Below are 12,035 nucleotides of genomic sequence, written 5' to 3' on the forward strand. Positions count from 1 at the left end.
GCCAACCTAATAATACCAATAAGATTATGTGATAATTATCCCTTATGTTCTTAATAATATGGTAGAATTATAATGATTAATAATTTTAAAGATATCTATATTATTTATTAAAGTGGTATAGGAACTCTTTTAAATTCTATTTAAATTTTATTTCTAAGGAGCAGAATATGGATTACAATAAGTTTAATATAGAAGAGAAGTATGATAATTATAGAAACATTACCAAAATTGAAGCTGAAAAAATAATTGATAAATTAAGTAAGGATTTAGAATCTAATAATAATTATGATGTATTAATACTTAAGGGTAAGATGTATCTTAAATTAGACAGGTTTAATGAAGCTATAGAATGTCTTAAAAGTGCTATAAAATTCAAGATAAGTGAGGAAGCTTATGACTTGTTATCTTTTGCTTACTATGAGGTAGAAGATTTTAGGGAAGCGCTTCATTATATCCAGCTAAGTTCTGAATACTCAACTGATGAATTTATTTTTAATCATAAGGGTAAGTTATTGGAAAAGTTAAAAGATTATGAAGGTGCATTTGATTCTTACTATCAAGGACTTAAATTTTTAATAAGAAACAATAAAAGTTATGGAGATTTGGAGATTTTTGGAGAAAATGTTGCAAGAGTTGGAGAGTTTTTAAAGGAATTCTATTTAAATCTTTGTACTGATTATATAAATATTAAAGAATATGCAAAACTTTATAATACTTATATGAAACTATTAGATGTTATCATTAAGGAAGAAGAAAATGATGAATATCATAATGCTGTAAATAGTAATCATATAAATTATTTAAGTGCTATTGAAAACGGAAAAGATATATTAAAAGCAAATGGATATTATATAGAGTTAATAAATATTTATATAAGATTCTATGAAGTTGAAGCTAATTCTGAGTTTAGGGAACTAGGAGCTATAAACAAAGAATACATAGACAAAAAAATAAAGGAACTAGTTGATGAAAAAGTAAAAAAATCGCGACACCAAAATAAATATGAGATTATATTAGAAATATTAGATAGGGTTATAAATGTAAAAAATAAGGATTATCACAACTATTTATATTATAAAGGATCTATACTTCTAAGAGAAGGAATGTATAATGAAGGACTAGAGGTATTAAAAACAATAATTGATGAAATTAATGTTAAGGCTAAAATTAAAATTCAGGCCTATGAATGTTTGATTTTCACACTAGAAAAGTCCTTTGAAGTAGAAAATCTGAAATTTTACAAGGAAAATTTCAGTATGTATCTTCAACACCAGGTTTTACTTATACTTAATAGAGATGATTTAAATCTTGATGATAAGAGTAATATTGTACTTCAATATTGCGACAAAGCCTTAGAACTTAATCTAGATAAGGAATATTGGACTTTAAGAACTGAAGAGATTTGCTTATATCTAGGTGAAGAATACGAAGTAATAAAAGTTAATTACACTATATTTCAAATTATTGAGAATTATAATAAAGCTATAAGAATTTATGATAGACTAATAGAGTTTAACCCTCATTGTGATAGAGGGTATTATCGAAAGGGTAGAGCAATAGTATTGGTACTTCGAATATTGAACAGTTCTCAATCTACTATAAAGGATGCCAAAGGAGTGCATGAACTGGATTGTTACGCATATTCTGAGGTTATTAATAACTTAAATAAAGCCATTAGTTTAAATGATACCGATGCAAAGTATTTTAATTTGTTTGCCCGAACGCATTTTGAAATTGAGGAGTATGATAAAGCACTTATGTATATTGATAAGGCACTAGTTTTAGATAATAGTGAGATTTTTATCAATATCAATAAAATATTTGTCCTTATTAGAAGTCATAAGTATACCGAAGCTATTGATAGTTTACTAAAACTATCGTTAAAAGATACTAATTTGGGAAGAGTCAGAAAAACATTTTTACCTAAAAAGGAAATACTAAATTTTTTAATGGGTATGTTTGACATTCATTCAAGACAAGATAAAATCTATTATTTAATAGCGTATTACTTTTATTCTATTAGTGAATTTGACTTTAAAAAATCTCTTGTGTTTATCAATAATGCAGTAGAAATAACTAAGGATGAAAGGTACTATCTTTTGAAAGGTAAAATTTATTTTAAAAACGGTGATTATAATGAGGCAATTGAAGCTTGTAATAAAGCCTTAGACATTGATGATCATTATGATGAAGCTTACAACTTTAAGAATATATGTCTAAATAAAATAAATAATAAATAAATTGTAATTACAAGACAGTGTGAAAACTAAAATAATGTTGACACTGTCTTATTTTTATAAAATTTCCTATACCATATTATGGAACAAATACTAAGCAAAACATGTAATAAAACATTTGCATAGAAAATTTTAAAGGATTTTAAATATCAATAAACTTATTTATATAAATTAATATTGAGAAAATATTAACTAGATGAAGGAATTTATACATACTAGGCCCTAAGTTTATAAATAACACTATAATAAATTCTAGAATAAATTAGCATTTAGAAGGATTATTAGTGATAAAATATACTATTTTTATGTAATTAGAAAAAAATTAAGTAAGTGATAAAGTATTTCACCACAAGATTCTGTTGTTATAGTACAGAAAAATCTTTTTCAATACAGATTTTAATTTTTTTAATTGTGAAGATAGTAACATATGCAAGTTATGTTTATTAAATTGCAATAAAATAATTATTTTAAATCACAAAATGCAGTATACATTAACACAAATTGTAGCATATAATATTATATGAATAATATTATTTATTATATTGCAATTATCTAATAATGTAAAAAGCAAAAAGGGGAGAGTAAAATGATGGTAAAATCTCATGCCAAGGATTTACTAGATTGCTTACAATATGAAGAAGCTCTGCAAATTTACGAGTCAATTTATGAGAGAAAAGAAACGGTTTTTACAAGAGATGATTATATGGATTATATCAGATGTTTAAGAATGTGTAGTAATAATGAAAAAGCTCTAAGAGTTTGTAAAGACTTTTATTCACATACTGAACTTTATGAGAATGATAAAACTTTCAATTATCACAACCAAATTTTCGCGGCTATTATTTATGACTGTTATATCTCTAACTTTGATAACTGGGCAATACAAGATGAGGATAGATTTTTTAATGCTGTAGACACTATATTATCTATAGTTAATCAAGAACAAAGTTTTTCATATGAAAACGCAGTATTTAAGGCACTAGATCACCTTTCAAAAAAGGTAATAAAAGATATAAAGAGAATGTATCAATATTTAACAAGAGTAAATCCAGAAAAGTTAAGTGATGAAACTTTAACTTATATTGATGATAGCGGAAATATTGTTGAAATTGGTGTTAATAAAGATAAATGGGATATGTATTACAATTTAATTTCAAAGGAATTACAAGAATTATAATGTAAATTGGATAATTTAAAGTGTTTAAATCTGGAATTCACTTCCTTAAAAGTGCTCCAAAACAATTCTTAATTTTAGGTAAGAAATCTAAAATTAAGAATTTTTTATTTAACAGAAGGAGCAAATAAATTGAAATACTGATATATTTTTGAATTAACATCTTCAAAAAATAAAAAAACGTATGAAATTTGGATTAAAGTTACCAAATATACTTACAAGCTATTGTTAATTGTAAATATATTTGGTAAAATGAGTTAGTCATTTTACTAATTTTGCCCAGTGTGGGATAAATTTTGTCCCATAAACATTTTATAACCTATAAAAATTCCTAAGTACAAAAGCTTTAATTAGGTGGAATTACAAATTTAAGGTTATATATTTCAGCAAGAGGAAGGAGATTATTATGATTTATTCACATGAAGTTCAGCAAATGATGTGTGTCGCAAAAGGACCAAATCATGGATCAGCACCAATACCACAAGAAGGAAAATGGGTACAAGCTAAAGAAGTCAAAGATATATCTGGGTTAACTCATGGTGTAGGTTGGTGTGCACCACAACAAGGAGCTACTAAGTTAACATTAAATGTTAAAGATGGAATTATCGAAGAGGCTTTAGTTGAAACTCTAGGATGTTCTGGAATGACACATTCAGCTGCAATGGCATCTGAGATATTACCAGGAAAAACAATTCTAGAAGCCCTTAACACAGACTTAGTTTGTGATGCTATAAATACAGCTATGAGAGAACTATTTTTGCAAATAGTATACGGAAGAACACAAACAGCTTTCTCAGAAGGTGGACTACCTATAGGTGCTTCATTAGAAGACTTAGGAAAAGGCTTAAGAAGCCAAGTAGGTACAATGTTTGGAACAAAAGATAAAGGAACTAGATATTTAGAAATGGCTGAGGGTTATGTTAATAGAATAGCTCTTGATGAAGAAAGCCAAGTAATTGGATACGAATTTATTCATCTTGGAAAAATGATGGACATGATAAAAAGGGGAATAGATGCAAACGAGGCTATGAAAAAAGCCACTGGAACATATGGTAGATTTGAGGAAGCTCATAAGATCATAGATCCAAGACATGAATAAGGAATGGAGGAAGGTAATATGGCATTATTTGAAAGTTTTGAAAGAAGAATAAATCAGATTTTACCTGTACTTAATCAGTATGGAATAGGATCTTTAGAAGAAGCTAAAAGTATTTGTGATGAAAAAGGCATAGATGTTTACAATTTAGTAAAAGGAATACAGCCTATTGCTTTTGAAAATGCATGCTGGGCATACATAGTAGGAGCCGCAATAGCAATTAAAAAAGGATGTACAAACGCTGCTGAAGCTGCAGAGGTTTTAGGTGAAGGATTACAAGCATTTTGTATTCCTGGTTCCGTTGCTGATGACAGAAAAGTTGGTATTGGCCACGGAAGACTTGCAGCGATGCTTCTTAGAGAAGAAACTAAATGCTTTGCATTCTTAGCAGGTCATGAATCTTTCGCAGCTGCAGAAGGAGCCATCGGACTTGCAAGATCAGCAAATAGAGTAAGAAAAGAACCTTTAAGAGTTATTTTAAATGGACTTGGAAAAGATGCTGCAATGATAATTTCAAGAATTAATGGGTTTACTTACGTTCAAACTAAATTCGATTATTATTCTGGAAAATTAGAAATAACTAATGAGACTTCTTATTCAAAAGGTGAAAGAGCAAAGGTTAGATGCTTTGGAGCTGATGATGTTAGAGAAGGGGTAGCAATCATGCATCATGAAGGTGTTGATGTGTCCATAACGGGAAACTCAACTAACCCAACGAGATTCCAACATCCAGTAGCAGGAACATACAAAAAAGAATGTATTGAAATGGGTAAGAAATTCTTCTCAGTAGCATCCGGTGGTGGTACAGGAAGAACACTTCATCCTGACAACATGGCAGCAGGTCCAGCTTCTTATGGTATGACAGATACCATGGGAAGAATGCACTCTGATGCACAATTTGCAGGATCATCTTCAGTACCAGCACACGTAGAAATGATGGGACTAATCGGTATGGGTAATAATCCAATGGTTGGTGCATCAGTTGCTGTAGCTGTTGCTATTGAAGAGGCAATGAGATAATATTATAACTTACTGTATCCAACTAATAAAAATCCCCAACTAATAAAAAAACTCCCCAAACTCATAACAAAGTTCGGGAAAAACACTTAAAACACAAGCCTTGTATTTGGTCTTAAATGGCTAAATACAGGGCTTTTTTTTCATGATATTTTTGGGGGAGTTTATTATGATTTTACCATTGACCCTTAATCCTAATCTGTGGGTAAGTTGAGAAAAATGCGTGATTTTCGTGGTGGACTTTATTATGATGAAAACGTGCGTAAATAGGTGGAAAGTAAGGTGGCTTGCGGCTTGAGCGTGGGTGGGAGATTTTGGGGAGATTTTTTATAAGGGAACATAGATAGGAAAATAATTCTAAGGAATTATTTTAAAGGGAAAAGAGTATAAGATATGAGGATATAAATAATAAGGCAATATATAAACTCATTACAAGAAGTATATTTATAATACAATATAATCTTACTATTTATATTTTTTATATTACAAGATAACTTGTACATTCTATTTATGAGTATAAGTTATCCTTTTTAACTTATACGATATTCTTTATCTTTAATAATTAATCCTTAATCCTTAGCCATATATAATGTTTGTACTATATAAATTCATTGAAAATCCAATAAATTCATTCAAAAAATACAGAGGGAAAAGGGTGAAGATACACTCGGTTCTCTCTGTTTCTTTTTATTAGAGATATGGTAAGTAGGATTAAGTGGGTTTTAGATATGGGGAAAGTAGGCACAGGAAAAGATAGGAATAAAAATTGAGGAAAGAGAAAAAAGGTGGGAATACCAAGAGCTTTTTCATCTCATTGAAACTTTGGTCTTTAGCTCTAATTTGAACGACTTTATTAAATCATATGAAATAGGAAAATGGTGTGAAAATAAAATGGAGTAAGGGAGAGTGAGTACTGGGGTTTTGAAGAAATTTATTGTAAGGCTACAGAAACACCACGGACACGGTTGAATATAGGAGCAGAGCATTATTTATAATTCTATTTATGATTTACGGGTGAGGTATGATTATAAAAGAAATTTATTGGAATATTCACATGTTCTTGTGGATTTGTATATAGCTAAAGTAGTATGGATGTAGACAAAAATAATATATATAGAATAAAAAGATTAAAAACTTTGGGGAAGTATGGACAGAGATAATGAACAATCGAATAGTTTAAAAGTTACATATGAGACAAATTGAAAGAGATTTAAAGTAGCGGAGAATATAATTGGCTATATAGAATTGATAAAAAATGGTTCGACAAACATACCATTAAAATGCTAAAAAGTGTAAAATAGTTAGTAAGATAGATTAAAAAAAAGAGATAGTGAAATTCTTAATCAAGTTAGGGATATAGTTGAATGTTTATTAAATGGTGAAGGAAAACCAGAAAGAGTTGCCATAAGCAAGATTGGAAAAAATAGGTAAGATTTCATTGCTTGAAAAACACTTGGACAAACTACCTAATACAAAGGAATATCTACAAATATATGTAGAAAGTATAACGGATTTTCAAAACAAGAGACTCAAGGGGGCTATTGATGAACTTGAGAAAGAAGTGGAAGAGGTTAAAGAATGGAAGGTGATGAGAAAGGCAGGGATAAATGACAAGTATAGTTCAAAAATAAGTAAGTATATACAAAATTTAATATTTACTTTAGAAGAATATAATTAAATTGGTAATAAACGAAAGGTGGGAGGCAAGATGTGGTCAGATAATGTTTCAGAAATAGATATGCTTTCATATGAACCGTATGCACAATTAGTATATGATATAGCTGTAAGTGGAAGAATGAATCCTTTAACTATAGGTTTGTTAGGAAGCTGGGGGAGTGGTAAATCTACTCTCCTCAACTTACTAAATGATAAAATTGAAAAGGTTACAGATAAAAAGGTTGTTTCTTTAATGGTTAATGCATGGGTATTTGAAGGATATGATGACGCAAAAACAGCCTTAATGGATTCAATTTTAAGAGCTATAGAGGATAATAAAAAGGTATCAGAAGAATGTAAAGAGGGCTTAGGGAAATTAATTAAAAAGGTAGATTGGATTAGAGTAGGAAGTGCTTTAGCGAAGAAAGGGCTTCCTCTGGCACTAAGCTTAGCAACAGGAAATCCTATCCCTACAATACTAAGTTCTATTGAAGGTATTAAAAATGTTGACTTTACTAAAGAAGAAGATATTGAAAAGATAGGGGGAAATATATCTAAGCTTAAAAAGTTTCTAAAAGATAGTGATGATGAAGATAAAGAAAGTATAGTGGAAAATATAAGGACATTTAGAAAAGAATTTGAAGAATTAATAACAGACGAGAAATCCAATATAGATAACCTAATTATCATAATTGATGATTTAGATAGATGTAGTCCTGAAAGAATATTAGAGACATTAGAAGCAGTAAAACTATTTTTATCAGTAAAGAAGACTACATTTATTATTGCAATGGATGAAGATGTAATTAGATATTCTGTTAAAAAGAAATATCCTCAATTAGCTCAAGGAGATGAAATAGATGTCTCTAAAGACTATATAGAGAAAATTGTGCAATTACCAATCAAGCTACCAGAACTTTCTGATATAGATATAAAAAACTATATGATGCTATTAATATGTGAGATGTATTTGAAAAAGGAAAGCTTAACTACTTTACTTGAAGATTTAAAATCTGAAGGTTTGTTTACTAAAGGGGAGATAATAAGTTCTGTAGATATAAAAGATAAATTAAGAGAAATAAATGATACATATGATGAATGCATAAAAGAAGGGCAAAAATTAGATGATTTTAATAATCAACTTGATATTTTCAGCAAAATAGGCGATATTATCTCAGTTACTTTAAAAGGAAATCCGAGACAAGCTAAAAGGTTTTTAAATACATTTTATGTTAGAAAGAAGCTATCTGATATTCAAAAATTAGATTTAAATTTAGCAATATTAGCGAAGTTAATGGTGCTGGAATATGTTGATTTAAGTCTTTTTAAACAATTATATAAATGGCAATTCGAGAATGGTGGAATAGCTAATGAATTAAGCGAAATCGAAACTGCTATTTTAAATGGCGAAAAAATTACCAAGTCTGAATATAGTTCATGGGAAAAAGATGTTATAAAAAGGTGGATGTTTGCAGAGCCAACTGGATTATATACTTATGACCTAAGGCAATATTTTTACTTAGCAAGGGAATCAGTAAAAGATAAGAATATCTCAATGTTAGATTTGGGGCTTGAAGAGAGAAGAAAAATAAATGAAATTTGTAAGAAGGGATTAGATAATACAACAAGAAGGAGAAAAGTAAAAGAAATAAAAGAATACGCTCCAAATAAAAAAGATGAAATAATAAAAGGTATTATCTCTAAATTTAATCAAGACCATGTAGAATATTTTGAAGTATTAATCAATATCTATGAGCTTCATGATGAATATAGAGATAAAATACTTGATGCATTTAAGAATGTTAAAAAAGGTGAATTAACACCACCTTTTATAAAATTACTTCAGTATATATACAAAATAAATTCAGAACAAATTGATGAATTAAAAAAATACTATATCGAAAAGAAAATAATAAATGAAGCTTTATGGGATAGGCTTTTAGACAAATAGGGGGTATAAAATGGGTACGTCAAAAGGATACCTGCCACCAACTGGTCAGGCATGGAGTGAAACTAAAAGAGCAGTTACAGGGATGGTGAAAAATAATTTTCAAAGAAGTTCCATTGGAAAGGCTATGGGCAAGTTTTCAAATGCCATGATGTCATCAAACAGTGGAACTGGTGGAGCGTTTAGCACTTTATCAAGGGCAGGTTCAAGGTCAATAGAGTTTTTTAGTAATTCAAAGTTATATGGATTTAATGAAGCCCTAAATAGAGCTGGTTTGCAAGATTTGGTTGGTAAAAGCAATGAAGAAGTATATATGGGGCTTTTAGACTATTTTGCAGGTGATGGAAGTAGCTTAGATAAGAATATTGTAAGAGACAGCATGTCAGAACTATTAATGGAAAATATGTTGGGTGTAACTGACGAACAAAGCTTTGATGATATTATTCAGAATATGGATATGAATAAATTTATAGTAGATTTCATAACAGCATTTACACAAAAGAGCTTTTTAACTAATTTCTCTGAAAAAATTGAAGGGCTATGCAAAAACTTAAATGAATATATTAAGGCTGAGAATATAATAAAAGATTTTATCAGGGTGGAAATTGAAAGAAAATATACATTTGAAGATTTAAGTAAGATAGAGTGGAAGAGTCATCAGGGTAGGGACTTCATAGATAGAAAATGTAGGGAAGCTTTTGAAATATTTAAGATGTGGAAGGAGGATTTAGATGAAAATATGGATTAATAAACAAAGCGAAGATACACCTCCTAAGTATTATGAAAATGCCTTTGTATTTAACTTATTGGATAAGAGTAATAAATCAAATGTAAAAACTGATGTTGAAGAGTTATGGCAACAATTTGGGATAGAGAACGTATCTAAGTTACATGAGGATTTGTTATTAATAGCAATTAGCTTATTTTGTGCCGACAAGAGGGTTCTTAGAGGTAAATTCGAGGATAGTTGGACAAGACATATTGAAATGAACATTCCTGTTATTGAATTAGAAAAATGGAATAGTGTCCAAAATGAACTTGAGGTGATGTTAGGTTTTCTTAGTGGAGATATTTGGAGTTTAGTATTTAGAAAAAGCAATGAGAGGTTTAGGACTAATAATAAGAAGCTAAATAATGAAAATATAAAAAATTTTGATGCTGTTTCGTTGTTTTCTGGAGGATTAGACTCGTTCTGTGGAGCTTTAAAGTTGATGGAGGATAAAACAAGAACGTGCTTTGTAGGCTTTAGAGAGTACAACCTAATATCTCAAAGACAGACGGAATTGTTTAATGCAATAGATAGTTACTACTCAAATATAAATAAAATAGTTAAGCTATTTAGTGTTACACCTTTGCCACCACTTAGTATTGACGGAAATCCTATATGTGGAAAGATAGAGAGTACAAGCAGGAGTAGGTCATTTTTATTCTTATCAGGTGCAATTTTAGTTGCATCTATGATAGGACCTGAGATACCTGTTTATATACCAGAGAACGGATTTATAGGGATAAATGTACCTTTAACAGATAGTAGGAACGGAAGTTGCAGTACAAGAACAACTCATGTATATTTTATAAAATCTTTCAATGCTATACTTGATAAATTAGGCATAGGCAATAAGATAAGTAATTTCTATGCCTTTAAAACTAAAGGTGAAATAGTTGAAGAACACAAGGATAATGAAGTGTTCAAGCAATTTGCATCGCTAACTATATCATGTTCACATCCTTGTTTGTCAAGATATGATGGATATAAGCCACCTAAAAATTGTGGATACTGCTATCCGTGCTTAATTAGAAAGGCGTCTTTAAATTCTTTTGGATACAATAATAAAGAATATAACCCTAAATATAAATTAAGTAAAGCTTTTATAGAAGAGTTTAATGCAGTTAATGGTAAAGCAAGTGATTTAAAAGCTTTATTGTTAACTTTTAAAAGATATTTAATTCATAAAAATGATAAGAATTATATTAAACATCTATTATTAAAGCATGGTAAGCTTTCTATAGAAGAACTTTATAAGTATGAAGAGGTTTATATAAAATCAATGGAAGAGTTATTAGAAATGTTTGCCGATGAAGATAGAAAGAATAATGGGGGAATACTTGATTATTTGGGAAGTGAAAAGGAAAGAGAAAATGAATAACCTTATAGACTTCCATATTCATATAGACCATTTTAAAGATTATCTCAAAGTTTATAATTGGTTTGATGAAAACAATATATATGCTTTATTTGTTACCAACCTTCCTGGTATATATGAGAGGTGCTTATCTACATTTAGCGATTCAAAGTATGTGAAGTTTGCTTTGGGTTTTAACCCACAACTTGCAGGAGAGGAAAAGTTTGATAAACGTTTGTTTAACAAGTATTTGTATACAACAAAGTATATTGGAGAAGTAGGATTAGATTTTTCTAAGAATTATATTTCTCACAAAAACTTACAAATAGAAATTTTTGATTATATCTGTAAGAAATCTACTGGGACTAATAAAATTTTATCAATTCATTCGAGGAATGCAGAAGAAGAGGTATTAGAAATACTTAGGAATAACGATATTAGATTTGCAGTTTTCCATTGGTATACAGGTGATTTAAATTTAATTGATAAAATTGTTGAAGAGGGATACTATTTTTCAGTTAATAGCTCTATGCTTAGAAATGAGAAAGGTAGAAAAACTATAAATAGGATACCTATTGAGAGAATGCTTATTGAAACTGATGCACCATATGGAAAATTTAACAACAAACAAGTTTTGCCTAAAGATTTAGATGATATATATAATTGTTTTGAAAATTTGCTTGGTATAAAAGATTTTAGAAAAATAATCTTTAATAATTTAAGAACATTATTAAAGATTCAGGATGATAAACAGAATAAAGGCAATAACATAATATGAAGATTT

9 protein-coding genes are annotated in these 12,035 nt (G+C 29.1%); all 9 read left to right on the plus strand.

Features of this window, described 5'->3' with window-relative positions; translation table 11 throughout:
* Positions 1-167: 167 nt before the first annotated feature.
* A complete protein-coding gene (locus RR409_RS13455) occupies positions 168-2,240 on the plus strand; it encodes a tetratricopeptide repeat protein (RefSeq protein WP_332558283.1) in 2,073 nt (690 codons plus the stop codon).
* A gap of 583 nt (positions 2,241-2,823) precedes the next feature.
* Entirely contained in the window at positions 2,824-3,414 is a 591-nt protein-coding gene (locus tag RR409_RS13460) for a hypothetical protein (RefSeq protein WP_332558284.1), read from the plus strand.
* A 403-nt stretch (positions 3,415-3,817) separates the two neighbouring features.
* Positions 3,818-4,510 carry a hypothetical protein gene (locus RR409_RS13465; protein ID WP_332558285.1) on the plus strand — a complete coding sequence of 231 codons (693 nt, stop codon included), beginning with the start codon at positions 3,818-3,820 and terminating at the stop codon, positions 4,508-4,510.
* A gap of 18 nt (positions 4,511-4,528) precedes the next feature.
* Entirely contained in the window at positions 4,529-5,527 is a 999-nt protein-coding gene (locus RR409_RS13470) for a GGGtGRT protein (protein ID WP_332558286.1), read from the plus strand.
* Positions 5,528-6,938: 1,411 nt separating this feature from the next.
* Complete coding sequence (locus RR409_RS13475; RefSeq protein WP_332558287.1) at positions 6,939-7,202, plus strand: hypothetical protein; 264 nt, start codon at positions 6,939-6,941, stop codon at positions 7,200-7,202.
* A gap of 30 nt (positions 7,203-7,232) precedes the next feature.
* Positions 7,233-9,131, plus strand: a complete 1,899-nt coding sequence (locus RR409_RS13480; protein ID WP_332558288.1) for a P-loop NTPase fold protein — start codon at positions 7,233-7,235, stop codon at positions 9,129-9,131.
* Positions 9,132-9,141: 10 nt separating this feature from the next.
* Positions 9,142-9,876, plus strand: coding sequence for a hypothetical protein (locus tag RR409_RS13485; protein ID WP_332558289.1), 735 nt, complete (start codon positions 9,142-9,144; stop codon positions 9,874-9,876).
* Entirely contained in the window at positions 9,860-11,275 is a 1,416-nt protein-coding gene (gene qatC, locus RR409_RS13490) for a Qat anti-phage system QueC-like protein QatC (protein WP_332558290.1), read from the plus strand. Before RR409_RS13485 ends, qatC begins: the two co-directional genes overlap by 17 nt.
* Entirely contained in the window at positions 11,268-12,029 is a 762-nt protein-coding gene (locus RR409_RS13495) for a TatD family hydrolase (RefSeq protein ID WP_332558291.1), read from the plus strand. The genes qatC and RR409_RS13495 overlap by 8 nt, the downstream gene beginning before the upstream one ends.
* The last annotated feature ends 6 nt before the right edge of the window (positions 12,030-12,035 follow it).

It is taken from the genome of Clostridium sp. (genome assembly GCF_036642255.1).
Classification (GTDB): Bacteria; Bacillota; Clostridia; order Clostridiales; family Clostridiaceae; genus Clostridium_J.